Source organism: Pseudomonas sp. Irchel 3E13, from assembly GCF_900187455.1.
In the GTDB taxonomy this organism is placed as follows: domain Bacteria; phylum Pseudomonadota; class Gammaproteobacteria; order Pseudomonadales; family Pseudomonadaceae; genus Aquipseudomonas.
Map to the genome: position 1 here is coordinate 69,931 of NZ_FYDX01000013.1, position 22,937 is coordinate 92,867.

General features: G+C 67.2%; 18 protein-coding genes. 8 read left to right on the forward strand and 10 right to left on the reverse strand.

The genetic code is table 11. The annotated features are described in order from the left end of the window. Positions 1–2 precede the first annotated feature (2 nt). Both CKW37_RS22430 and CKW37_RS32595 read right to left on the reverse strand, forming a co-directional pair. Positions 3–2,288: a TonB-dependent receptor gene (locus CKW37_RS22430; RefSeq protein WP_095158455.1), complete on the reverse strand. Its 2,286-nt coding sequence runs from the start codon at positions 2,286–2,288 to the stop codon at positions 3–5. 109 nt (positions 2,289–2,397) lie between these two features. Beyond that, positions 2,398–2,619 (reverse strand): hypothetical protein, encoded by a 222-nt coding sequence (locus CKW37_RS32595; RefSeq protein WP_143502117.1) that lies wholly within the window; start codon positions 2,617–2,619, stop codon positions 2,398–2,400. On the opposite strand from CKW37_RS32595, the gene CKW37_RS22435 reads away from it, so the two are divergent. Further along, positions 2,618–3,694, forward strand: a complete 1,077-nt coding sequence (locus CKW37_RS22435) for a sigma-54-dependent Fis family transcriptional regulator (protein WP_095158456.1) — start codon at positions 2,618–2,620, stop codon at positions 3,692–3,694. The two genes, CKW37_RS32595 and CKW37_RS22435, sit on opposite strands and share 2 nt — an antisense overlap. A gap of 44 nt (positions 3,695–3,738) precedes the next feature. On the opposite strand, the gene CKW37_RS22440 is transcribed toward CKW37_RS22435, so the two are convergent. The 7 genes from CKW37_RS22440 to CKW37_RS22470 form a co-directional block, all read right to left on the reverse strand. Next, entirely contained in the window at positions 3,739–4,872 is a 1,134-nt protein-coding gene (locus tag CKW37_RS22440) for an LLM class flavin-dependent oxidoreductase (protein WP_095158457.1), read from the reverse strand. Further along, on the reverse strand, positions 4,862–5,875 hold the full coding sequence (locus CKW37_RS22445) for an LLM class flavin-dependent oxidoreductase (RefSeq protein WP_095158458.1): 1,014 nt from the start codon (positions 5,873–5,875) through the stop codon (positions 4,862–4,864). Before CKW37_RS22445 ends, CKW37_RS22440 begins: the two co-directional genes overlap by 11 nt. Positions 5,876–5,914: 39 nt before the next feature. Further along, complete coding sequence (locus CKW37_RS22450) at positions 5,915–6,943, reverse strand: LLM class flavin-dependent oxidoreductase (protein ID WP_095158459.1); 1,029 nt, start codon at positions 6,941–6,943, stop codon at positions 5,915–5,917. Continuing rightward, a complete protein-coding gene (locus tag CKW37_RS22455; protein WP_095158460.1) occupies positions 6,940–7,956 on the reverse strand; it encodes an LLM class flavin-dependent oxidoreductase in 1,017 nt (338 codons plus the stop codon). Before CKW37_RS22455 ends, CKW37_RS22450 begins: the two co-directional genes overlap by 4 nt. After that, positions 7,953–8,891: a 5'/3'-nucleotidase SurE gene (locus CKW37_RS22460; RefSeq protein WP_095158461.1), complete on the reverse strand. Its 939-nt coding sequence runs from the start codon at positions 8,889–8,891 to the stop codon at positions 7,953–7,955. The genes CKW37_RS22455 and CKW37_RS22460 overlap by 4 nt, the downstream gene beginning before the upstream one ends. Beyond that, entirely contained in the window at positions 8,888–10,231 is a 1,344-nt protein-coding gene (locus CKW37_RS22465; RefSeq protein WP_095158462.1) for an LLM class flavin-dependent oxidoreductase, read from the reverse strand. Before CKW37_RS22465 ends, CKW37_RS22460 begins: the two co-directional genes overlap by 4 nt. 61 nt (positions 10,232–10,292) lie before the next feature. Continuing rightward, positions 10,293–12,713, reverse strand: a complete 2,421-nt coding sequence (locus tag CKW37_RS22470; protein ID WP_095158463.1) for a TonB-dependent siderophore receptor — start codon at positions 12,711–12,713, stop codon at positions 10,293–10,295. 307 nt (positions 12,714–13,020) lie between these two features. Between CKW37_RS22470 and CKW37_RS22475 the strand changes: the two genes are divergently transcribed. Then, on the forward strand, positions 13,021–14,025 hold the full coding sequence (locus tag CKW37_RS22475; RefSeq protein ID WP_095158464.1) for a P1 family peptidase: 1,005 nt from the start codon (positions 13,021–13,023) through the stop codon (positions 14,023–14,025). Here the strand turns inward: CKW37_RS22475 and CKW37_RS22480 are convergent. Further along, complete coding sequence (locus CKW37_RS22480) at positions 14,012–15,379, reverse strand: tetratricopeptide repeat protein (RefSeq protein WP_095158465.1); 1,368 nt, start codon at positions 15,377–15,379, stop codon at positions 14,012–14,014. The two genes, CKW37_RS22475 and CKW37_RS22480, sit on opposite strands and share 14 nt — an antisense overlap. Before the next feature lie 266 nt (positions 15,380–15,645). Here CKW37_RS22480 and CKW37_RS22485 point away from each other — a divergent pair, with 266 nt between their 5' ends. From CKW37_RS22485 to CKW37_RS22510, 6 genes are read left to right on the forward strand one after another with little or no spacing between them, the layout of a single operon-like run. After that, on the forward strand, positions 15,646–17,265 hold the full coding sequence (locus CKW37_RS22485) for an ABC transporter substrate-binding protein (protein WP_095158466.1): 1,620 nt from the start codon (positions 15,646–15,648) through the stop codon (positions 17,263–17,265). Continuing rightward, complete coding sequence (locus tag CKW37_RS22490) at positions 17,262–18,254, forward strand: ABC transporter permease (protein ID WP_095158467.1); 993 nt, start codon at positions 17,262–17,264, stop codon at positions 18,252–18,254. Before CKW37_RS22485 ends, CKW37_RS22490 begins: the two co-directional genes overlap by 4 nt. After that, positions 18,251–19,099, forward strand: a complete 849-nt coding sequence (locus CKW37_RS22495) for an ABC transporter permease (RefSeq protein WP_095158468.1) — start codon at positions 18,251–18,253, stop codon at positions 19,097–19,099. The genes CKW37_RS22490 and CKW37_RS22495 overlap by 4 nt, the downstream gene beginning before the upstream one ends. Next, positions 19,096–20,733 carry an ABC transporter ATP-binding protein gene (locus CKW37_RS22500; RefSeq protein ID WP_095158469.1) on the forward strand — a complete coding sequence of 546 codons (1,638 nt, stop codon included), beginning with the start codon at positions 19,096–19,098 and terminating at the stop codon, positions 20,731–20,733. Before CKW37_RS22495 ends, CKW37_RS22500 begins: the two co-directional genes overlap by 4 nt. Next, positions 20,730–21,953: an LLM class flavin-dependent oxidoreductase gene (locus CKW37_RS22505; RefSeq protein ID WP_177454470.1), complete on the forward strand. Its 1,224-nt coding sequence runs from the start codon at positions 20,730–20,732 to the stop codon at positions 21,951–21,953. The genes CKW37_RS22500 and CKW37_RS22505 overlap by 4 nt, the downstream gene beginning before the upstream one ends. Beyond that, positions 21,946–22,785, forward strand: a complete 840-nt coding sequence (locus tag CKW37_RS22510) for an alpha/beta fold hydrolase (RefSeq protein ID WP_095158471.1) — start codon at positions 21,946–21,948, stop codon at positions 22,783–22,785. Before CKW37_RS22505 ends, CKW37_RS22510 begins: the two co-directional genes overlap by 8 nt. Positions 22,786–22,937: the final 152 nt, after the last annotated feature.

Here is a 22,937-nt window from a genome sequence, read left to right on the forward strand (position 1 = left end):
CCTCAGAAGCTGTAGCCGGCCTGGACGCCGACCGAGCGCGGATCGCCGGGGGTGGCCATTTGCGCGTTGGAGAGGAACGAGCCGTGGTACAGGTCGTATTTCTTGTCGAACAGGTTGCGTGCCCACAGCGCCACCGACCAGTTGCCGCCCACCGGTTTCAGGCCGAGACGGGCGTTGGCCAGCCAATACGCCTCGGTGGTGGTGCCGTTACTGCCGGCGATGCTGTCGTGGTACGAGTAATCGCTCTGGGCGCTGAGGATGAAGCCGGGAATCTCCCAGACATACTCCACCTGGCCGCCGTAACTGGTTTCGGGGAAGTTGCTCAGGCTGGAACCGGAAAAGTCGGTGAACACCGGGTAGGCGAAGTTGACCGCGCGGGTGGCGGTGCTGTTGAGCCCTTCGTAGTCGATGTACTTGCCTTTCTTGGTGCCGAAGTACTGGCCGACGGTCAGGCCCGCCAGCGGTTCCCATTGCAGTTCCAGCTCGTAGCCGTAGATTTTCGACTTGGGAATGTTGACCAGGCGACCGACGTTGCCCACCTGCTGGCTGATCCACACCTGCGACTGGTATTGCTGGTCACGGTAGTCGTAATAGAAAGCCGCCGCGTTGAGCCGCAGGGTGTTGCTCAGGTCACTCTTGAAGCCCACTTCATAGGCCAGCAGTTTCTCCGGTTTGACCGGGGCGATCTGCTCGACATAGCTGGAGTTGTAGGCGGTGAAGCCGCCGGACTTGATGCCGCGGCTGACGGTGGAATAGACCAGGGTCGAGGGCGTCAGTTGATATTCCAGGCCGAGCTTCCACGAGGTGGAGTTGCTGTCCAGATCGCTGTCGGCGGCGGGGAAGGTGCTCGGGCCGTAGCTGTAGGCGCCGTTGTTGACCAGGATGCGCCGGGTGCTGAAGTCGTTCAGTTCGCGGTTTTCCTTTTCCTGGCGCAGGCCGACGATCAGCTTGAGGTCGTCGGTCAGGCGGTAGTCGCCCTGGGCGAACACGCCGTAGGTGCGCGAGCGCTGGCCGTAGGAGGTGAAGGTGCCATAGCCGAGGTTGGCGCTGAAGTCGGAGTAGAACTCTTCGTCCAGGCGGTCCTTGGCGAAGTACAGGCCGGTCTGCCAGTTGAAGCGCTCGTTGCCGTGGGAAGCGAGGCGCAGTTCCTGGGAAAACACCTCGACCTGGGAATCGAAGAACTCGTCGGATTGCGGGATCTCCGATGCGTCCCAGTCGATGTATTCGCGGCGGCTGAACCTGTCCGAGGCGGTGACGCTGGTGAGGGTCAGGTGGTCGTCGAGGTCGAAGGTGCCGGTCAGCGCGAAGCCGGTGTTGTCGTTGTCACGGTGCGGCTTGTCTTTCACCGACAGCCCGGTCAGCCCGGCGAAGCCCGGGGTCAGGCCCCAGCCGGTGTTCTTGCCGTTGTTTTCCGGGGCGATGGTGGCGTAGCGCCCGCCGTAGGTGGCGTTGGGTTTCAGCCCCTGATACAGGTACGAACCGCGGCTGTCGGATTTGTCCTGACCGCCGTGCACGGTGAGGTTGAAGTTGACGCTGTCGCTGGCGTCCCAGTCCAGTTGCCCGCGCAGCGAGGTGGTGTCCTTGTCGCCGAGGCTCTGCCCGGTGACGCGGTTGTCCTGCCAGGCGCCGCCCTGTTCGGTGATGAACGACAGGCGCCCGCGCAGGGTGTCGCTGAATGGCCCGGAGATGAAGCCTTCGACGCTGCCGGCATCGTAGGAGCCGTAGTTGCCGGTCAGGCCGCCGTGCAGTTCGCGGGTTGGCTTGTTGGTGATGAAGTTGATCGCGCCGGCGGTGCTGTTGCGTCCGTACAGGGTGCCTTGCGGACCGCGCAGGACTTCCACCCGCTCCAGGTCGAAGAGCTGGCCTTGGGTCTGGATCGGGTAGGGCAGCGCCACCTGGTCGAGGTACACGCCGACGGTGGAGGTGTTGTTGCTGCCGTAATCCTTGAGGCCGACGCCGCGAATACGGAACAGCGGGTTGCCGCTGCCGTATTGCGGGGCGATGTCGAGGTTGGGCACGTAGTTCTGCAACTGGTTGACCTCGGTGACGCCCTTGTCCTGCAGGTCCTGGCCGCTGAGGGCGGTCAGCGCGATGCCGATGTCCTGGGCGGATTCTTCATGGCGCTGGGCTGTGACGGTGACGCTCGGCAAGGCGGTGGTGGTTTCGGCATCAGTCTGCTGGCCGAAGACATCGCTGGCCAGCAGCGACAGCAGCGGCGCGCTGGCGAGCAGTAACGGGCGACGGCCGAGTGGGCGAAGTGGATGACGGTTGCGTAGCAGTGTGGGCATGGCGGGTATCCCTTGAAAAATGCGAGGCGAACGCCGGCTTCAGGGCCGGATCGCGTAAGGGCCGCTCTGTGAAGAGTAAGCAGACGAGCCCATAGCAAGCGCTATGCCATCATCGTTTTGTCATGATTCTGAAAGAATTTTTGCCAATTGGCGGGACGTGGAGCGGGGCGCGCGGTTGATTAGCAACAGCGCCCGGCGCAGGTTGTTGCGGAATCAGCAGGTTGTTCAAGCGGTTATTTTCTAATGCTTTTTTAATCTTTCTGGCTATAAGCAAGCGCCAGTAGAGTACAGCCTTACCCACCAGACGCTGACACCGGGACGTATTTGCCATGAGCGGTTCTCAGGGACATCTGAACCCCATCCTGACCTTGCCCCAGGGTGAGAAGGACCCGTTGTCGATCCGCGCCAAGGCGCTGGTCTTCGCCGATCCGCGCTCGCGCCAGTTGCTGGAATACCTGCAACGGGTCGGCCCGAGCGACGCGCCGGTGCTGATCAATGGTGAGACGGGCACCGGCAAGGAGTTGGTGGCGCGGTATATCCATGCCGCCAGCGGGCGCAAGGGCGCGTTCATTGCCGTCAACTGCGGCGCCATCAGCGAAAACCTGGCCGAGAGCGAGTTCTTCGGCCACGAAGCAGGCTCCTTCTCCGGGGCCACCGGCCGACGTGCCGGCTGGTTCGAAGAGGCCGACGGCGGCACCCTGTTCCTTGATGAAATCGGCGACCTGCCGCTGCCGTTGCAGGTGAAACTGCTGCGGGTGCTGCAGGAGCAGGAAGTGGTGCGGGTCGGCTCGCGCAAGCCGGTGAAAATCGACATCCGCCTGGTGACCGCCACCAACGTCAACCTGGAGCAGGCGGTGGAGGCGGGCAACTTCCGTCTCGACCTGTTCTACCGCATCAATGTCGCCCAGGTCGCGGTGCTGGCGTTGCGCGAGCGGCCGCTGGACATCCTGCCGCTGGTGGAGCACTTCCGGAAGCTCTACAGCGCGCGGCTGAAAATCAACGAACCGATGCTGTCGGAATCAGCGGCCCAGGCGCTGCTGGATTACCCGTGGCCGGGGAATATCCGCGAGCTGGAGAATGTCGTGCACCTGGCCTTGCTGGTGGCGGGCGACAAACCGATCCGGCCCGAGCACCTGAAATTCTCGGCGGGGCTCAGCGCCCTGCAGGCAGGGCCTTCAGGCGCGCCGAAGCTGCCGCAGGAAGTGATTCGCGAACAACTGCTGCGCCTGTTCGAAACCCCGGGGGACGCGTTGCTGCACGATATCGAGGACCTGATCGTGCGCGAGGCGTTTGCCCATTGCGGTTTCAACCAATTGCGCACGGCAGAATTGCTGGGGATTACCCGCAATGCCATGCGGACCTTGTTGGTGAACCATGGGATGTTGAAGGGGCGCTCCTCGAGCTGAGGTTGCTGTTTGAGGGCGATGACGCCCTCAAGGCTGTCGAAGAATCACCCCTTGCGCCGCGCCCGTCCCGCCCCCAGCCGCCGCAACTGCGGCAACAGCTCCGCCCCGAGGTGGATTGCTTCTTCCAGGTGGGGAAAGCCGGACAGGATGAAGCAATCGACGCCCAACTGATGGTATTCCTCGATCCGCTCCGCCACCTGCTGGTAGCTGCCCACCAGCGCGGTGCCGGCACCGCCGCGCACCAGGCCGACGCCGGCCCAGAGGTTGGCCGACACTTCCAGTTCCCGCGCCCGTCGTCCACGGCCTTTGACCAGTTCGGTCTGGCGTGACTGACCCACCGATTCATACGCCGCCATCTGCACCTGGGCGCGGTCGATGGCTTCTTTGGGGATTTCGTCCAGCAAGCGCTCGACATGGCTCCACGCCGCGTCATCGGTGGCGGCGGCGAACACGTGCACGCGCAAGCCGAAACGCAGCGTGCGGCCACCGGCCGCGGCCAGTTCGCGCATGTGGCGGATGCGTTCGGCGATCATCGCGGGCGGTTCGCACCACATCAGGTAGGTCTGGGCATGGGCGGCACCGACTTGTTCGGCGGCACTGGAGGCACCGCCGAAATAGATCGCCGGCGCCTGCGCCCGCGGGTCGATCGGGCTGTCGCCGGCGCAGCGGTAGTAGCGCCCGTGATGGGGCTGGCGACGTCCGGCCCAGACCGCCTGGAAGGCTTGGAGAAATTCGGCGGTGCGGGCATAGCGTTCGTCGTGTTCGAGAAAATCGCCGAGGGAGCGCTGTTCGAAACGGCTGGAACCGCTGACCACATGCAGGTCCAGGCGGTTGTCGCTGAGCAGTTGCAAGGTCGCCGCGCGGTGGGCGCTCCAGGCCGGCAGTTCGAGGCCCGGGCGCAAGGTCAGGAGAAAACGCAGGCGCCGCACTTCCTGGGCCAGCACCGCGGTGATCAGCCAGGGGTCCTCGAAGCCGCTGGCGGTCGGCACCATGATGCCGTCGAAGGCGGACAGCTCGGCGGCGCGGACGATCTGCCGCAGGTAATCCAGGGTCGGCGTGCGTTCACCCTGCTGGAACAGGCCGACCTTGGGCAGGCCGCTGCTGGTCAGGTGGCGACCATCGCCGTTGGTGGGCAGGAACCAGTCGAGTTCGATCGGCGGGCGGCGTTCACTGGCCATGGTGCAGGCGCTCCTTGCGCAGGCCCTGCTCATGCAGCAGGGGCAGGATCCGTTCGCCAAAGCGCAGCACTTCGCTGACCGCCGGCTGACCCTGGATAACGATGTGTTCGATGCCCAGGCCATGCAGTTCCTGCAGGCGGGTCGCGATCTGCTGCGGCGTGCCGACCAGGTACAGCGGCTGGCCGGGGTGCAGTTGCAGCAGGTTGGGGTGGATTTCGAAGCGGCGCAGCGGATGACGGTCGCGGGACAACCTCGGCAGCGCGGCCGTGGCCGGCAGCGCCTGGACATCCACCGCCAGGTGTTGGGCGGCGGCGTCCCAGGCCAGTGCTTCGCTGTCGCCCTGGATCAGGCCGAAGGTGCAGGCGAAAGCCAAGGCCGGTTGCGCGCCGCGCAGGCGCTGGATTTCCTGTTCGAGCCAGGCCGGCGCCGACGGGCGCAGCAGGCAGGTGCCGGCATGGGCGGCGATCAGCGCGGTGTTCTGGCTGTCGTCCAGCAGCAGCGGCGGGGCCGGCAGTTCGCGGCGGGCGAAGCCAGCGTTCTCCAGTTGAAAGTAGCGCCCGCTGTAGTTGAAACCGGCTTCGCCACCGCCGAGCAGACGCTGGAGGATGTCCAGGTATTCGCCGATCCGCTCGCTGCGCTGGTCGCGGTTGAGCCATTCGCCGAAGGCGTGGCGCAGGCTGTCGCGTTCGCTGTCCGGCAGGTGCAGGCGCACGCGGTTGGCGCTGATCGATTGCAGGCTCTGCAGCGTGGCGGCGAGTGCCGCCGGCAACACCACTTCCGGCGGCACGCTGACGGTCAGGTGCAGGTGACGGGTATGCGCGCACAATGCCGCCGCCACGCCGAGGCTGTCGGCGCAGGGCGCGCCGCCGGGGATCCACAGGCCGTCGATGCCGGCGTACTCCACCGCCTGGGCCAACTGGATCCACTGGCCCGGCCGCGCGCCCCAGTCGCGGGCGCCATCCGGCCCGCAGAGCGGCAATTGCCAACTGAACTCACGGGCCATGCACGGACTCCGCGAGGGTGAAGGAAACAGGGTGGGCCATCATCCCACCGCCGTCGGGGTCTGGGTAGCGCGGGGTTGCCAGCCCAGCGCCGGGGCGATCTCCCGGGCGATGATTTCCAGGCGCTTGAGCACCTGGGCCTGGGTCGAGCTTTCCGCCTGTACCACCACGATCAGGTAGTCGGCGTAAGGCAGCAACGACGGGTCCTGGCGCAGGCTGTCGATCACCTCGTCGGGGTGGCCGTGGTGCACGTTCATCAGGCGCAGGTGTTCTTGCAGGTCGATGGCTTCGTCGATCAGGCCTTCGCGTTGCAGGCGCGGAATATGCCGCTCGATGTCCGGCGCCAGTTCGGCCTGGGCCGTGGCGCGGTCGTTGGCTGGGAACACCGCGCGCACCACGCCGATTCGCGGGGCGCGTTCGGGATGGTCCCAGGCCTGCAGATAGGCCTCGGCCAAGGGTTTTTGTACGGTCAGCGGGTCGTGGGTGGCGGTGCCCAGCAGCAGGCCGTTGCCTTGTTGTGCGGTGTAGGCCGCGCCTTCGACGCTGCCATGGGAATGCCAGAGGCGCTGGCTCAGGCCGGGGGCGGGCGGTTGCAGGGTCTGCTCGCTGTCGGGGCTGGCGGGCTGGCCTTCGAGCAAGCGTTGCAGGCGCTGTTGATCGGCGCTGAAGCGCTGTTGCCGCTGTTCCGCGTCGCGGCCAAAGGCGCTGAAGCTGTCCAGGTTGGCGCCGCCGCTGCCCAGCCCCAGTTGCACCCGGCCGCCGCTGAGTTGGTCGAGCACGCTGGCGTCTTCGGCCAGGCGCACCGGGTCTTCGAAGGGCAGCACGATGACCCCGGTGCCCAGCTCGATGTGGCGGGTCCGCTCGGCCACCGCGGCGAGGAACAACAGTGGCGACGGCAACCGGCCAAAGCCGTTGCTCAGGTGGTGCTGGGCGATCCAGCCGCCGTCGAAACCGAGGGCTTCGGCGACGTCGAATTGCTCCAGCAGGTCGTTGTAGACCTGCTTCGGCTCTTCGCCGAAGGCGTGGGTGAGAAAGCCCAGCTTGAGCGGGCGTGAACGGGCGACGGTCATGACAGGGCAGCTTCCTTGACGGTGGTTGTGGCAGCGCGGCGCCAGCCCAGGGCCGGGGCGACCTGCTCGCTGATGATTTCCAGGGCACGGATGGCGTCGCGCAGCGGCGTGCTCGCGCTTTGCACCTGGACGATCAGGTGGTCATGCACGCCCAGTTGCGGGCCGCCGCGCAGGCCGTCGATGATCGACTGCGCCGGGCCATGCAGCACGCCGAGGCGCGTGAGGGTGTCGCCGAAGTCAGCGTCCAGTGGGCCGTGGTAGACGCCGATGCTGTGCTGACGCTGGAGGTAGGTGTGGATATCGCGGCGCAGGGCGCTGTCATCGCCGCCGATGCCAGCGGTGGGGAACACCCCCTGGACCCGCGCCACCCGCGGCGGCGTGCCGTTGTCGCCGGTCCAGGCGGCGCGGTAGCGCTGCACCGCCTCGATACTGGCTTCGGCCGGCAGGTGCGGGTTGGGCGCCATGATCAGGCCGTTGCCGCGGGCCGCTACCAATTCCACCCGCGAGGTCGCTTCCCAGAGCCGGCCACCGAGGCCGGGGGACAGCGGTTGCAGGCGCAGCCCTTCGGCGTTCAGCGGCGCATTGCCGAGGGCCGCCTGCAGCACTTGCAGGTGGTTTTCGTAGTCGCGGTGGCGTTGTTCGTGGGGCAGGCCGAAGGCGCGGAAGCTGTCCGGGTCGAAGCCCGCGCCGAGGCCCAGTTCCAGCCGGCCATTGCTGAGCAGGTCGAGCACCCCGGCGTCTTCCGCCAGGCGCAGCGGCAATTCCTGCGGCAGCACGATGATCCCGGTGCCGAGGGCGATGCGCCGGGTGCGCTGGGCCACCGCCGCGAGTAGCACCAGCGGCGAGGGCAGGCGCCCCTGTTCGCTGGCGAAGTGGTGCTGGGCGACCCAGCCGCTGTCGAAGCCCAGCTCTTCGGCGACCTGGAACAGCTCGAGGGTCTCGCGGTAGACCTTGGCGTCGAAATGCGGGTGATAGACCCGGTTGAGAAAGCCCAGGGAAAATCCGCCACTCATGGTCGCTGCTCCTGCGGGATCAGCGGCAAACCGGCCAGGGCCTTGGCCGCACCGGCCTGATCACTGGACTCCAGCAGGCCGTTGAACGGACTGATGGTCAGGTAACCCTTGGCCAGCCACACCGCTTCGTCGTCTTGCTGGGCCGGGGTGGCCGGCACGCTGTATTCGAAGCTGATACCGGGCTTGCCGGCGAGTTTCGGGAACAGTTTGCCGAGGTCGTCGGTGTAGCGCGTGTCGAAGCCTACGTAGCTGCCGATGCGGGTCAGGCGCACGCCTTTGAGGCTGGTGTCGGCGGGGAAGTTGATATTGAGGCCGAGGCCGGCCGGCAGCAGTTTGCCGTCGGGCTGGCGATGGCGGTCAAGGGCATCCACCAGCTTCACCACCTGGGTGGCGATGCGCTGCGGGTCCTTGTCCTTGAGGTCGGTGCTCACCGCCAGCGCCGGGTAGCCGGCGCGCACCGCGAAGCTGGCGGCGTTGAAGGTGCCGGAGGCGCTATTGATCGCGCCGACGTTGTTGCCGGGGTTCGGCCCGACGATCACCAGGTCCGGTTGCGGCTGCACCTTTTTCAGGCCCATCAGCAGCGCCATGACCGGCGTGCCGCTGATCTCGATCTGCACCTCTTGCCCGGCGCAGGCGGCGCTGCTGCACAGGCCGGTTTCGTGGGTGCTGATGTAGTAGCTGTCGGGGTAGGCCGGGTCGTCGTCGCGGCCGACGGTGACTTCCCGGCCATAGATGAAGGCGCCGCCACGGGCGCTCTGTTCGCTTTGCGGAGCGGCAATCTTCACCTGATGGCCGGCGTTTTTCAGAGCGCTGTAGAGCGCGCGGATATTCGGGTGGCGATAGCCGTCATCGTTGCTCAGCAGGATGTTCAGGGCGAAGGCCGGGCTCGCGGCCAGGCCGCACAGGGCCAGGACCAGGCAGGGCAGCTTGTTCATGCGCTGACCTCCGTCGCCGCGCTGAAGCGGTTGGCCGGGCGCGGCAGGCCGAGGTTTTCCCGCAGGGTGCGGCCCTCGTATTCGCGGCGGAACAGCCCGCGGGCCTGCAACAGCGGAATCACCTGATCGACGAAGGTGTCGATCGACCCCGGGAAATACGGGAAGAACACGTTGAAACCGTCGCAGGCGCGGGCCTGGAACCAGGTTTCGAAACTGTCGGCGATGTCCTCGGGCGTGCCGATCACCGGGTTGCCGCCGGCCAGGCGCAGGTACAACTGGCGGATGCTCAGGTTGTCGCGGCGGGCCAGTTCCAGCACGTGGTCGCGACGGCTGCCGCGCTGGCCGGGCGGGGTTTCCGGCAGCGGCCCGTCGAGGTCATGGCCGGACAGGTCGATGTCTTCGCCGAGGGTGTCGGCCAGCAGGCGCAAGCCCAGCACCGGGTCGATCAGCGCCTGGAACTCGTCGAACAGCGCCTGGGCCTGCGCGCGGGTTTCGCCGATGAAGGGGGTGACACCGGGGAGAATCTTGATGTGCTCGGGGTCGCGGCCCAGCGCCGCGGCGCGCTGCTTGATGTCCTGGTAGAAGGCTTGCGCCGCCGGCAGTTCGTGGTGCGAGGCGAAGATCACCTCGGCGACCCGCGCCGCCAGGGCCTTGCCCGGCTCCGAGGCGCCGGCCTGGACCAGCACCGGATGGCCCTGTGGCGGGCGGGCGACGTTGAGCGGGCCGCGCACGGCGAAATGCGCGCCGCGGTGATTGAGGGTGTGCAGCTTGTCCGGGTCGAAGTACTGGCCGCTGGCTTTGTCCCGCGGGAAGGCGTCGTCGTCCCAACTGTCCCAGAGGCCCTTGACCACGTCATGGAATTCTTCGGCGCGCTGGTAGCGGTCGGCGTGCTCGATGTGGGTTTCGCGGCCGAAGTTCCAGGCCTCGTCGGAGACCACCGAGGTCACCAGGTTCCACGCCGCGCGCCCTTTGGACAGGTGGTCGAGGGAGGCGAACTTGCGGGCGATATGGTACGGCTCGTTGTAGCTGGTGGTGGCGGTGGCGATCAGGCCGATGCGCTCGGTGACCGCGGCCAGCGCCGCCATCAGGGTCAGCGGTTCGAAGTGCTCGCCACGGGCGGTGCGGCTCAGGGCGTCGAGGTGGTGCCCCCAGAGGGCGACCACGTCGGCGACGAACAGCGCGTCGAACTTGCCGCGTTCGGCGCTGCGGGCGATGGCCTTGAAGTGGTCGAAATCCAGGCTGGCATCAGCCTGGGCCAGGGGATGACGCCAGGCCGCGACGTGATGGCCGCTGTTGGCCAGAAACGCGCCCAGCTTGAGTTGATCGGTACGGCGGGTCATGGAATCGGCTCCCGTGTTGCGACGAAAGCCCCGCCGGCGACGACGCCGGCGGGGCGGCGGGTCAGAAGTTGTAGCTCAGGCCGGTGTACCAGTAGCCACCGGTGGTGCCGTAGGGCGAGAAGTTGCCGTAAGGGAAGGCGCCCGAACTGCTCGGCAGATTGGTGCGCTCCGGGTATTTGTTGAACAGGTTGTTGGCGCCGGCGGTGAGGGTCAGGGCCGGGGTCAGGTGGTAGTCGAGGTTGAGGTCGGTGATCCACGCCGGCGAGAAGGTGCGGTCGTAGATTTCCACGGTGCCGTATTGGGTGTATTCGCCGTAGCGGGTCAGGTTGAGGCTCAGGTCGATCTTGTCGAAGGTCCAGGTCGCGCCCAGCAACAGCTTGGATTCCGGCAGGCCGTGCTTGAGGTTGCCCTGACGCTGGCGGTCGTAGCCCCCGGTCGGGCCGAGCGCTTGCTGGGCCACGGACGAGGCGTGGATGTCGTCGATTTCGGTGGTGTTCCAGTTGAAGCCGAGGGTGTAGCGCAGGCCGCCCCAGGCGCCGAGGTTCTGCCGGTAGTCGCCGACCAGGTCGATGCCACGGGTGGTGGTGTCGAGGGCGTTGGTGAAGTAGGTCACCGACTGGTTGGTGGCCAGGCCGGCGGCGGCGAGGATGGCGTTGATCTGCGGCGTGCCGCCGAGGTAGCCGGTCTGGGCGATGCGGTCCTTGATCTTGATCTGGTAGGCATCGAGGGTAACGCTGGTGGCGTCGCTCGGCTGCAGGGTCAGGCCGAAGCCGATGTTGGTGGATTTCTCCGGTTTCAGGGTGGTGGCGCCGAGGGCCTTGGCCACGGCGGAATCGACGGCGACGTTGCGGTAGTCGATCAGGTTGCCGTTGACGTTGCTCTGCGAGGTCGAGCTGTAGATCTGCTGGGCCAGCGACGGTGCGCGGAAGCCGGTGCTGAAGGTGCCGCGCACGGCGAGGATCGGGGTCAACTGGTAGCGGGTGGAGAACTTGCCGTTGCTGGTGGTGCCCGAACCGTCGTTGTAGTCCTCGTAGCGACCGGCCAGGTCGACATGCCATTTGTCGGTCAGTTCCTGGCCGATCTCGGCGTAGGCGCCGAGGCTGGTGCGGCCTTTTTCGGCTGCGTCGGCCGGGGTGGTGCCGGCACCGGAGATGGTCCCCGGGGCGATCGGGTTGCCGCTGGCGCCGGTGGTGAACGGGCCGCTGGCATAGGAGGCGTAGTCGCCCTTGCCGATCTTGTAGTTCTCGTAACGGTGCTCGAGGCCCCAGGAAATCTGCGTGGGTTTGTCCAGGCCAAGGTCGAAGGCGCGGGTCAGGTCGAGGTTGTTGGTCCACTGGCTGAAGGTTTTCACCCCGGTGTCCACCGAGGTCGGCGAGTTGGCGCCGTAACTGAGGTTGTAGGTGTGGCGCAGGGTGGCTTCGGCGTGGTCCTGGCCGTACGTGGTGGACAGGTCGTAGTCCCAGCCGGCGACATTGCCCTTGCCACCGAAGGCCACCTGGAAGTCGTTTTCGATGAAACGCAGGGTGTCTTCCACGCCTTCCGGGAACGGCGTGGCGATGCCGTCGAAGCTGGCCGGCTGGTGGAACGCCAGCGGCTTTTCCGAGTTGCGGCGGGTGTAGGTGGAGAACGAATACAGGCTCAGGGCGTCGCTGACCGGCAGTTCGGCGTTGTAGCCGAGGCTGAAATTGCGCGCTTCCGGCAGGCCGGTGCCGTAGTAGGTGTGTTGCAGGCTGGTGTTGCCGGCGCTGTCGGTGTACGGCGCCTTGTCCGAACGGTCGGAGATCTTTTGCTGTTTCACATCCAGGGCGAGGTTGATGAAGCCGTCGTTGGGCAGGGCCAGGCCGACGTTGCCGGTCTGCCGCGTGGTTTCGCCGTCGCCGTTCTCGTAGTTCTGGCCGTAGGTGGTGGACACACTGCCGCCGTGGTCGGTCTGTTTCAGCACGATATTGACCACGCCGCCGATGGCGTCGGAGCCGTACTGGGCCGAGGCGCCGTCACGCAGGACTTCGACGTGGTCCACCAGCGCGGTGGGGATGGTGTCCAGGTCCACCGGCTGCGAGCCGGAATTGAGGTAGGTGCCGTTGTTGAGCAGGGCGCTGTTGTGCCGGCGCTTGCCGTTGACCAGCACCAGCACCTGATCGCCGTTCAGCCCGCGCAGGCTGATGGGGCGCACCACCGACGTCGAGCCGAAGCCCGACGAGGCCGGTTGGTTCAGCGACGGCAGCACCCGGCTGAGGGCACGGGTCAGGTCGCCCTGGCCAGTGGCGAGCAGTTGCTTGGAGGAAATCACATCCACCGGCGCCGGGCTTTCCGCCAGGGTGCGGGCCTGGCCGCGGTTGCCGATCACCACCACCGTGTCCAGCGGGTTATCGCTGTCGGCGGCCAGCACCGGGGTTGCCGCGTCGCTCAGGGCGAGGAACAGCAGGCTGAAGGCGAAGACTTTGTGAGGCGGCCGCAATCCGCCGAAATTCGAGGAACGCATGAGGGGCTTACTCCGATGAGGTCAGTAGGGGCGGCTTGTTGGGGCAAGCTCTGGTGATGGGGCAGGAGCAAGGGCTGTGCCAGTCGGGAAAGGGCTTTTAAAACAGGGGGTTGAGGCGGGGCGGCGAGGGTGGTTGGTGATTTTTCAGCGGTGTCGGGGGCAGGGTGTTGGTTTTTCTACAGTGATCAGGCCAGCGCGGACGTGTCGGGGCGCCGAGCCATCGTGATGAGCTGCACACCTGTCCCACATGGCATATGACTTGCTGAGGACCTTGGCACCACCACATCGATTTTCAGGATTCCCGCTTATGCCGCTCCCCGGTCCCCGCAACGCCCTCACTGACATTCCCGGCCTGACCGTCGGCCACGCCACCGATACGCGGGTCGACACCGGGGTCACGGTGATCCGCACCGACAGCGTCTGGACCGCCAGCGTCGATATCCGCGGCGGCGGGCCGGGCGGGCGGGAGACGGCGGCGCTGGAACCGGAAAACATGGTCGGGCAACTGCATGCGTTGGTGTTCGCCGGCGGCTCGGTGTTCGGCCTCGGCGCGGCGGATGCCGTGGCTGCGGCGTTGTCGGTCGAAGGCGTCGGCCTGCACCTGAAAGCCGGCGCGCCGGCGATCCCTATCGTCCCCGCCGCGGTGCTCCACGACCTGGCCAACGGCGGCGACAAACACTGGGGCCTGGAGCCGCCATACCGCCGCCTCGGCTTTGAAGCACTGGGCAACAGCGCCAGTGACTTCGCCCTCGGCGCCGTCGGTGCCGGGCGCGGCGCCATGGCCGGGGTGCTGCAAGGCGGCCTCGGCTCGGCGTCGCTGGACCTCGGCGACGGCCTGATGGTCGCCGCGCTGGTGGTCGCCAACCCTATCGGCTCGGTGTACATGCCCGACGGCGAGACGTTCTGGGCCTGGCCCTGGGAAATTGCCGGGGAGTTCGGCGGCGCCCGACCGCAAGGCGACCAGGATTGCAGCGACCCGATCCCGGAGCTGTCGCGGCTGGATTCCATGGGCCGCCTGCAAGCCGGGGCGAATACCACGCTGGTGGTGGTGGCCAGCACCGCGCGGCTGAACACCGCCGAATGCAAGCGGGTGGCGATCATGGCCCAGGACGGCATCGCCCGGGCGGTGCGTCCGGCGCACCTGCCGTTCGATGGCGACACGGTGTTCGCCCTGGCCTCCGGCGCGGTGGAACTGGGCAGCGGCGCCCAGCGTCAGGTGCGGATCGGCAGCATCGGTTCGGCCGCCGCCGATTGTGTGGCCCGGGCGATTGCCCGGGGCGTGTACGAAGCGCGGCGGGCTAACGCTGGCTGAGCACCTGCTCGACCCGGTCCTCGGCCTGCCGGGCCAGGGCCGGCAAGGCCAGTTCGCGGTAGACCCGCGCCAGGCTGCGGTTGGTCGGTACGTCGAGGGCGTCGTAGCGACGGCGCAATTCCAGGGTTTGCTGGGCGACTTCCCATTCGCCCGCGCGCAGCCGCGCATCCAGCTCGATCTGCGCGAACAGGTCGCGCTGGGCATGGCTGCCGCCAATCTCGTTGAGCCGCGGCAGGCTGCCGGCGAGCAGCCGCGCCGCCCGCGGGAAATCGCCACGGGCATGGGCCAGCAGCGCTTCCGCCACCGGCAGGGTGACGTCGGCCCAGACCGCCCGGCTGAAGACCGGAGCCTGATGGGCGTGGAGCCGCAGCGCTTGCAGCAGCAGGTCCGCCTCGGGTTTTTCGGCCCGGGCCAGGCCGTAGAGGTATTGCAGGCTGAGGAACGGCTGCACGGTATCGGCGTGGCGTTTCTGCAGCCAGGGCGCCAGTTCCTGCCAGCGCTCGCCGACATTGATGCCGGCCAGTTCCAGCCGGGCCAGCAGCGACACCGCGCCGATCTGGTCCTGGGAGTACTCGGGGAGGATGCCCCAGACATGCCGGTCATAGATTTCCAGCACCCGCGCATCCTCACCCCGGGCCAGGTAGAACAGCGCCAGGTGCCACCAGTTGTGGGTGTACATGAACGAATTCAGGCCCTGCCAGTGCGCCTTCACGTCTTCGAGAAAGGCGATGCCTTCATCGATGCGGCCTTCGGTCAGCATCACATGGGCCAGCGCATGCTGGGCCCAGGGCTCGCTCGGTTGCAGGGCCAAGGCCTGGCGCGCGCTGGCTTCGGCCTCGTCGAGCAGGTGGCATTGCTCGTAGGCGAAGGCCAGCATGCCGTGGCTCTGGGCGATGTCCGGCGCCGCCGCCACCGCGCTCAGGCCGACGCGCAGCAGCGCCGGCCAGTTACCACGGTTGAATTCCACGTACTGGTTGAGCTTGGCGGCGAACAGGTCGCGGGGGTACTGCGCCTGCACGCGCCCGGCGAGCAGCAGCACGCGGTCGAGGTCGTCGGCGATCCACGCCTGCAACAGCGCCAGGTACAGCGCCGCCCGTGGGTGCAGTGGCTCGACGCTGGCCGCCCGTTGCCGATAACGCTCGGCCAGCACCGGACCTTCCGGTGATTCGACGAACATCAGCAGGATCCCCGCCAGGGCGTTGCTCAGGGCGGATTCGGGGTGGCGGTCGGCGCTGGCGAGGATGGCTTCGGCGCGGGGCTGGTAGCCGATGAAGCCGGCGATGAAATCATCCAGGCCCTGACGCGCGTCGTGGTCGTCGGTATCGATGGGGTTGCCCAGGTAGTCCAGTGACATGGCGCTCACATTTTCAATGGTTCGAAGTCAGCAAACAGGGCAAACCCTGTGCCAGCGCGGCCAGGCCCGTGTTGCGCGGCCCTTCGCGGGCGGGCCGGCACCGGCACTGTTGCTTTTTCCACAGCGGCCAGCCGCAGGTGTGGCTTTTTCATCAGTCCGGCGCCGGCAACCCGGCGTAGCGCCAGGCTTTACGGGGTGCGGAGGCCGTGGCACAGCGCTTGCTAAAACCCTTGGCACAGTCGCTGGACCATTGCCAAGGAGTCACCATGCCCAGTCACCCTCATCGTCAGTCACCCCGGGTCGGGCCGCGTCATCGGCTCAAGGGGCTGGGCGTCGCCCTGTTGGCCTGCGCCGCGCTGCTTGCCGGCAGCGCCCACGCCGAACCCCGCGACGGCGGCGTCCTCAACCTGGTCGCCCAGCCCGAGCCGCCCTCGCTGATGCACGGCGTGGTCACCCATGTCTCGACCCAGTACGTCAGCGGCAAGGTGCTGCAAGGGTTGCTGACCTTCGACACCGCGCTGACGCCGCAGCCGGTGCTCGCCAAATCCTGGAACGTGTCGGCGGACGGCCTGACGTACACCTTCGAGCTGCAGCCGGACGTCAAGTGGCATGACGGCAAGCCGCTCAGCGAGCAGGACGTGCTGTTCAGCTTCAACACCTTCTACCCGGAGGTGGACAAGCGGGTGGCGAGCATCTTCGAGCAGTACGTGGCGTCGATCGATTCGAGCGCGCCGCTGCACGTCACCTTCCACCTGAAAAAGCCCTTCGCGCCCTTGCTCTCGCTGCTGGGCAGCGGCCTGCGTCCGGTGGTGCCGAAGCACCTCTACGAAGGCACCGATTTTCGCGCCAACCCGTACAACCTGAAGCCGGTGGGCACCGGGCCGTTCGTCTTCCAGGAATGGAAGCGCGGCGCCTGGATCAAGCTGGCGAAGAACCCCGACTACTGGAAAAAAGGCCTGCCGCACCTGGACGCGGTGATCTTCCATGTGATCCCCGACGGCTCGTCGCGGGCCGCGGCGTTCGAGCGCAATGACGTGCAGGTGCTGCGTGGTGGCGACGCCGATTATTCCGACCTCAAGCGCCTCAGTGCGCTGCCGGACGTGACCGCCTCCGACAAGGGCTGGGAGCTGTACGCCGGGCTGGCGTTCCTGCAGATCAACACGCGCAAGCCGCCGCTGGACAACCCCAAGGTGCGCCAGGCGATCCTCTACGCGCTGAACCGCGACTTTATCGTCAACAACATCTTCTTCGGCGCCGGCCAGGTGGCCCAGGGGCCGTTCGCCGCGGCGTCGCCGTACCACGATCCGCAACTGCCGCAATACGCCAATGACCTGAAAAAAGCCAAGGCGCTGATCGCCGAGTCTGGCGTCGATGTCGGCGCGGTGCGCATCCGCCTGCTCAATGGCGAGAAGGGCGGCGCCTGGGAACGCCTGGCCGAGTACACCAAGCAGGTGCTGCAGCCGCTGGGCTTCAAGGTCCAGGTGGTGACGTCCGACGCCGCGACCTGGTTCCAGCGGGTCAGCGACTGGGACTTCGACCTGACCTACAACTTCATCTTCCAGATCGGCGACCCGTACCTGACCAACGCCTACCTGTACCGCACCGACTACATCCTCAAGACGTCGCCGTTCGCCAATGTCGGCGGCTACAGCAACCCCGAGGTGGACCGCCTGTGGAACCAGGTGGCCGATACCGCCGAAGGTCCCGAGCGGCAGAAGCTCTACGGCCAGCTCGAGCGCGTGCTGAACGACGAGTTGCCGATCGCGCCGATCTTCGAGATGCGCTACCCGACGCTGTTCCACAAGCAGGTGCACAACCTGCTGCGCACCGCCACCAGCCTCAATGAAGACTACGAGAGCGTCTACCTCGACGCCCCGGCGCCATGAGCGCGCTGCTGTTCCTCGGCGCGCGCCTGGGCCGCGCCGGGTTGATGGTGCTCGGCGTGCTGGTGCTGGCGTTCCTGCTGATCCGCCTGGCGCCGGGTGATCCGGCGCTGCTGATGGCGGGCGAGGCCGGGGTCGATGACGCCGGGTTCATCGCCAACCTGCGCCAGGAGATGGGCCTCGATTTGCCGCTGGGCCAGCAGTTGCTGATCTACCTGGGCAACGTGGCGCACCTGGACCTCGGTTATTCCTACCGCAACCAGACCCCGGTGTGGACGCTGCTGGCCGAGCGTCTGCCGGCGACCTTGAGCCTGATGGGTTCGGCATTCTTGCTGTCGTCGCTGCTGGGTGTGAGCCTCGGTGTGCTGGCGGCCCGCGCGCGGCAGCGGCGGCACTGGCTGGACGGGGTGATTTCCCAGGGCGCGTTGTTGCTGTATGCGATCCCGACGTTCTGGCTGTCGATGCTGCTGATTTTGCTGTTCTCGGTGAGCCTCGACTGGCTGCCAGCGTTCGGTATGGAAACCGTGGCCCGCGAGCTGCACGGCGGCGCCTGGCTGGCGGACCGCCTGCGCCATCTGCTGCTGCCGTGCCTGTCGCTGAGTTTTCTGTTTCTTGCGCTGTACATCCACCTGACCCGCGCCGCCACCCTTGAAGCGATGAACCAGGAGTACGTCTACACCGCCCGGGCCAAGGGCCTGGCGCCGCGACGGATCCTTCTGGTGCATGTGCTGCGCAACGCGCTGCTGCCGGTGGTGACCTTCGCCGGCCTGCAACTGGGCCAACTGGCCAGCGGCATGTTGCTGGTGGAAGTGGTCTATTCCTGGCCGGGCATCGGCCGGCTGATGTACGACGCCCTGGCCCAGCGGGACTACGGCGTTTTGATGGGAGGTTTTCTGGTGATTTCGTTGCTGGTGGTCGGCTTCAACCTGCTGACCGACCTGGCCTGCCGCCTGCTCGATCCGCGCATTGGCGCCGGAGGGCAGGGCGCATGAGCCAGTCGAGCGTGACGCGACGTTTTCTCGCGCAACCGTCGGCGCTGATCGGCGCCGCCTGGCTGCTGCTGGTGGCCGTGCTGGCCGTGGCGGCGCCGTGGATCAGCCAGGGTTCGCCCTGGGAAATGAACGCCCAGCCGATGCTCAAGCCGTTGCAGGACGCCGGCCACTGGCTGGGCAGCGACCTGCTCGGGCGCGACCTCGGCAGCGGCCTGTTGTACGGCGCCCGGGTGTCGCTGGCGGTCGGTGCGCTGGCCAGCCTGGCGACCCTGCTGACGGGCCTGCTGGTCGGCGCGCTCGCCGGTTATTTCGGCGGCTGGCTGGACGCGGTGCTGATGCGCCTCGCCGAGTTCTTCCAGATCATTCCGCAACTGGTGCTGGCGGTGATTCTGGTGGCGGTGCTGGAGCCATCGCTGGGTTCCATCGTCCTGGCGATTTCGCTGGTGGCCTGGCCGGCGGTGGCGCGGCTGGTGCGCGCTGAATTCCTCAGCCTGCGCCAACGCGAGTTCGTGCAGGCGGCGCGGGTGCTCGGGCAGTCGCCGCTGGCGATCGTGTTCCAGCAGATCTTGCCGAATGCCCTGGCGCCGCTGCTGGTGACCATGACCTTCGTTATGGCCACGGCGATCCTCACCGAGGCGGCGCTGGCTTTTCTCGGCCTCGGTGACCCCGAAGCCATGAGCTGGGGCTACATGATCAACGCCTCCCGCGGCCTGCTGCGCGAAGCCTGGTGGATGAGCCTGCTGCCGGGCCTGGCGATTCTGTTGTGCGTGCTGGCGGTCAATCGCGTTGGCGAGGGCCTGCGGGTCGCGTTCGAACCCGCCCGCCGGCCAGGAGATTCTGTATGAGCGAGGTCCCCTTGCTGAACATCGAACACCTGCGCATCGCGCTGCCGGCCGGTGCCGACCGCAGCCATGCGCTGCATGACCTGTCGCTGACGCTGCAACGCGGCGAATGCCTGTGCGTGGTCGGCGAGTCCGGTTCGGGCAAGTCCATGCTGGCCAAGGCGCTGTTGCGCCTGCTGCCGCCGCCGTTGCAGGTGGAGGGCGGGCGCGTGCTGTTTCGCGGCGAGGACCTGGCCGGCCACGCTGAAGACGCCATGCGCCAGTTGCGCGGCCGCGATATCAGCATGGTCTTCCAGGAGCCGATGAGCGCCCTCAATCCGTTGCTCAGCGTTGGCCGGCAGATCGACGAAACCTTGCAGGCCCATGGCGTGAAGAACGCCCGCGCTCGCCGCCAGCGGGTGATCGAGCTGCTCGGTTATGTCGGTCTGCCAGACCCGGAGCGGCTGCGCCATGCCTATCCGTTCGAGCTGTCCGGCGGCCAGCGCCAGCGGGTGGTGATCGCCATGGCGCTGGTGTTCGATCCGGCGCTGCTGATCGCCGACGAACCGACCTCGGCGCTAGACGTCACCACCCAGGCGCAGATTCTCGCGTTGCTGCGGCGGATCCAGCGCGAGAAGGGCATGGCGATGCTGTTCATCACCCACGACTTCGGCGTGGTCCAGGCCATCGCCGACCGTGTTCTGGTGCTGGAAAAGGGCCATCTGGTGGAGCAGGGCAGCGCCCGTGATGTTCTCGATGCGCCGCGTCAGCCGTACACCCGGCAACTGATCGCGGCGGTGGCGGCCAGCCCGCTGGAAGCCCGGCCTGTGCTGCACGAAGCCCCCGTGGTGTTGCAGGCGCGGGCGCTGGAAAAGAGCTTCGCCAGCCGTGGCGGCTGGTGGAAACGCCGGCGTACCCGGGCGCTGGCCGGCGTCGATGTGCAACTGGTGGAAGGCGAGACCTTGGGCATCGTTGGCGAATCGGGTTCCGGCAAATCGACCCTGGGCCGTGCTCTGGTGCGGCTGTTGCCGGTGGAATCCGGCAGCATCGAGTGGCAGGGGCGCGAGGTCGCGCACTTGTCCCAGCGCCGGCTGCGCGGCTTGCGCAGCGAGGTGCAGATGATCTTCCAGGACCCGTTTGCCTCCCTCAATCCACGCCAGCGCATCGACACCCTCCTGATGACCGGGCCACTCGCCCAGGGCGTGGGCAAGGCCGAGGCGGCGCGGCGCGCGCGGCAGGTGCTGGAACTGGTGGGCCTGCCGGCGACCGCGCTGGAGCGTTTTCCCCACGAGTTTTCCGGCGGCCAGCGGCAGCGTATCGGCATCGCCCGGGCGTTGGCGGTGGAGCCGAAGGTCCTGATCGCCGACGAGTGCGTGTCGGCCCTCGATGCGGTGATCCAGGTGCAGATCCTCGAATTGCTGGAATCGCTGCAGCGGCGGCTGAAACTGAGCATCGTCTTTATCACCCACGACCTGCGGGTGGCGGCGCGGCTGTGTGACCGCATCGCGGTGATGCAGGGCGGCCAGGTGGTCGAGCAGGGCGCCACGGCGCAGGTGCTGACCCAGCCGCGGCACCCTTACACCCGCGCGCTGCTCAGCGGCGTGTCGCTGGCATTGCCCGCCGCCAACCGCCCGAGCGGCGCGGAGGTGGCGTCATGAGCCGTGGAATGATGAGCCTGAACGCCTTTCTCATGGCCACCGGGCACCATGTCGCCGGCTGGCGGCACCCCGACGCCCAGGCCGATGGCGGCCTGGATATCGAGCATTACCGGCGCCTGGCGCAGACCGCCGAGCGCGGCTGTTTCGACGCGCTGTTCCTCTCCGACACCCTGGCGATGTTGCCGGGCAACCTCGACGCCCTGAGCCGCATGGCTCGCACCGAGCATTTCGAGCCGCTGACCCTGCTGGCCTCGTTGGCGGCGGTGACCGAGCGCATCGGCCTGGTGGCGACGGTCACCACCTCGTACAACAGCGTCGATACCGTGGCGCGCGGCTTTGCTTCGCTGGAAGCCCTGAGCGGCGGGCGCAGCGGCTGGAACCTGGTGACCTCGAGCAATGCCGAGGAGGCCTTCAACTTCGGTCGTCAGACCCACTTCGAACACGCCCGGCGCTATGGCTTGGCGCGGGAATTCCTGGGCAAGGTGCGCGAACAGTGGAAAGCGCGCAACGTGGCGCCGGTGCAGGTGCTGGCCGGGGCTTCGAAGGCCGGTTGCGAACTGGCCGCGGCCCACGCCGAGATGGTCTTCACCGCCCAGCCGGAACTGGCCGGCGCCCAGCAGTTCTACCGCGAACTCAAGTCGTTGCTGCCGCGTTACGGCCGGCATGCCGGGCAACTGAAGATCATGCCCGGGTTGCTGCCGGTGGTTGCCGACAGCCAGGTCGAAGCCGAGGCGCTGTACCAGCAATTGCAGGCGCTGGTGCAACCGCAGGTGGGCTTGTCGCTGCTGGCGGATATCGCCGGCGGCAGCGACCTATCGGCGTATCCGCTGGACGGGCCATTGCCGGAACTGCCGGCGACCAACTCCGGGGTCAGCCGCCGCGACCTGCTGATCGCCGTGGCCCGCCGCGAGAACCTCAGCATCCGCCAGTTGTACCTGCGCATGGCCGCCGCGCGCGGGCATCTGGTGGTGGTTGGCACGCCGTCGACGATTGCCGACCGCATGGAACAGTGGTTCAGCGAGGACGCCGCCGACGGTTTCAACATCATGCCGCCGTTCCTGCCCGGTGGGCTGGAGCGCTTTGTCGACAGCGTCGTCCCCGAACTGCAACGGCGCGGGCTGTTCCGCCGCGCCTACCAAGGCCGCACGTTGCGCGATCACCTGGGCCTGTCGCGGCCCGCTTACCTTGAATCCGAAGAGGCCCTGACTGCCCATGGCTGATGCACCTGCGTTTTCCGAACTGCCGCGGGTTCGCGGCGAACTGCTGGAAGTCCGGCCCGGCCGGCGCCTGAGCGTGGCTTATCAACCCGGCACCGAGCGGGCCGACACCGTGGTGTTCTTCGCCCATGGCGGCGGTGGCAACAAGGACCAATGGCGCGAACTGTGGCGCAGCCTTGGCGAAGAAGGCTACAGCCTGGTGGGCTGGGACATGCTCGGTCACGGCGACAGCGACAAACCACGCGCGGCAGCGGCTTATGCCTGGTCGGAGCTGGTGGCGGACCAACGGGAAATCGTCCGCCGCCATGCCGGCGCGCGCAATTTGGTGGTGGCGCATTCCTTTGGCACCGGGGTGACCCTCAGCGCCTTGCTGGAGCCGGCACAGGTCACGATCGACGGCGCCTTGTTGCTGGGCTCGCAGTTGCACCGGCCGCTGGCCCGTGGTGGATTGCTCAACCTGCCGGCGTGGGTACTGGAGATCATCCGGCCGTTGCTGTCGAAGGGCTTTCGCGAAAAGGCCTGGCATCCCGAGGCTGACCCGGCGCTGGTGGCGTATGAAGAAGGCCTGACCCGGCGTAATCGCCTGGATGTGTTCAAGGCGCTGGTGGCGAATGCGCAATGGCCGGAAGCGGATGCCGTGGCTGGGCTGGCGTTGCCGGTCCGGGTGCTGTCGGGTGACCGCGATGGCCTGACCCCCGCCAGCGGCGGCGAAGCGTTGGCCCGGCAGTTGCCGCGAGGTGAGTTCGAGTTGCTGGAGCGGTGTGGGCATCAGTTGATGTTGGAGAAGCCGGGTGAGGTGTTGGCGGCGTTTCGTGCCTTGGCGGCCGGCACCTAACAGCGCCTCGCGAGCAAGCTCGCTCCTACAGGAGGATGAGCCGCGCAATTCTGTAGGAGCGAGCTTGCTCGCGAAAACCCAGACTGCTCGTCCCGCTGTTGGAGCGAAACGCGGCCCTTCACTCCAGATATGGAGCGCACAAACTCCACAAT

What these genes read in the sequence shown, in the direction of transcription:
- CKW37_RS22470 (WP_095158463.1), bottom strand. Translation starts at nt 12,713, where the DNA reads ATGCGTTCCTCGAATTTCGGCGGATTGCGGCCGCCTCACAAAGTCTTC.
- CKW37_RS22500 (WP_095158469.1), top strand. Translation starts at nt 19,096, where the DNA reads ATGAGCGAGGTCCCCTTGCTGAACATCGAACACCTGCGCATCGCGCTG.
- CKW37_RS22485 (WP_095158466.1), top strand. Translation starts at nt 15,646, where the DNA reads ATGCCCAGTCACCCTCATCGTCAGTCACCCCGGGTCGGGCCGCGTCAT.
- CKW37_RS22490 (WP_095158467.1), top strand. Translation starts at nt 17,262, where the DNA reads ATGAGCGCGCTGCTGTTCCTCGGCGCGCGCCTGGGCCGCGCCGGGTTG.
- CKW37_RS32595 (WP_143502117.1), bottom strand. Translation starts at nt 2,619, where the DNA reads ATGGCAAATACGTCCCGGTGTCAGCGTCTGGTGGGTAAGGCTGTACTC.
- CKW37_RS22430 (WP_095158455.1), bottom strand. Translation starts at nt 2,288, where the DNA reads ATGCCCACACTGCTACGCAACCGTCATCCACTTCGCCCACTCGGCCGT.
- CKW37_RS22465 (WP_095158462.1), bottom strand. Translation starts at nt 10,231, where the DNA reads ATGACCCGCCGTACCGATCAACTCAAGCTGGGCGCGTTTCTGGCCAAC.
- CKW37_RS22510 (WP_095158471.1), top strand. Translation starts at nt 21,946, where the DNA reads ATGGCTGATGCACCTGCGTTTTCCGAACTGCCGCGGGTTCGCGGCGAA.
- CKW37_RS22435 (WP_095158456.1), top strand. Translation starts at nt 2,618, where the DNA reads ATGAGCGGTTCTCAGGGACATCTGAACCCCATCCTGACCTTGCCCCAG.
- CKW37_RS22455 (WP_095158460.1), bottom strand. Translation starts at nt 7,956, where the DNA reads ATGAGTGGCGGATTTTCCCTGGGCTTTCTCAACCGGGTCTATCACCCG.
- CKW37_RS22480 (WP_095158465.1), bottom strand. Translation starts at nt 15,379, where the DNA reads ATGTCACTGGACTACCTGGGCAACCCCATCGATACCGACGACCACGAC.
- CKW37_RS22445 (WP_095158458.1), bottom strand. Translation starts at nt 5,875, where the DNA reads ATGGCCCGTGAGTTCAGTTGGCAATTGCCGCTCTGCGGGCCGGATGGC.
- CKW37_RS22460 (WP_095158461.1), bottom strand. Translation starts at nt 8,891, where the DNA reads ATGAACAAGCTGCCCTGCCTGGTCCTGGCCCTGTGCGGCCTGGCCGCG.
- CKW37_RS22505 (WP_177454470.1), top strand. Translation starts at nt 20,730, where the DNA reads ATGAGCCGTGGAATGATGAGCCTGAACGCCTTTCTCATGGCCACCGGG.
- CKW37_RS22475 (WP_095158464.1), top strand. Translation starts at nt 13,021, where the DNA reads ATGCCGCTCCCCGGTCCCCGCAACGCCCTCACTGACATTCCCGGCCTG.
- CKW37_RS22495 (WP_095158468.1), top strand. Translation starts at nt 18,251, where the DNA reads ATGAGCCAGTCGAGCGTGACGCGACGTTTTCTCGCGCAACCGTCGGCG.
- CKW37_RS22450 (WP_095158459.1), bottom strand. Translation starts at nt 6,943, where the DNA reads ATGACCGTCGCCCGTTCACGCCCGCTCAAGCTGGGCTTTCTCACCCAC.
- CKW37_RS22440 (WP_095158457.1), bottom strand. Translation starts at nt 4,872, where the DNA reads ATGGCCAGTGAACGCCGCCCGCCGATCGAACTCGACTGGTTCCTGCCC.